Raw genomic sequence first — 339 nt, forward strand, 5'->3', positions numbered from 1 at the left:
AGGTTGGTCTGGTCGGCGATTGCCTGGATCATGCTCGCGGCCACCTGGATTTGCTGGGTCTGCCCGGCCAGGTTGCCCACCGCCTGGTTGATCTGGGTGACGGTGCCGGCCAGCAACTGGATCGCCTCGCGCGACGTGCCGGCCACCTGGCTGCCCTGCTCGGCGAGGGTGTTGGCGGTGTGGGCTTCACTGGCGGTTTGTTGAACGTGCACTGCCACTTCGGCGATGGACGCAGCCATCTCGGTCATGGCGGCGGCGGTCATGTCGGTCTCGGCGCGCTGTTCCAGCAACGCCGATTCGGTGGTGCTCGACAACACGCTGGAATGGGCGGCTGCTTCG

Annotated in this window: 1 pseudogene; it reads right to left on the reverse strand. The window is 66.7% G+C overall.

The features are described from left to right. Positions 1-339: pseudogene (locus tag HX786_RS32050) on the reverse strand (chemotaxis protein); the annotation flags it as partial.

Origin of the sequence: Pseudomonas sp. 21615526 (assembly GCF_013386245.1) — a bacterium.
In the GTDB taxonomy this organism is placed as follows: domain Bacteria; phylum Pseudomonadota; class Gammaproteobacteria; order Pseudomonadales; family Pseudomonadaceae; genus Aquipseudomonas.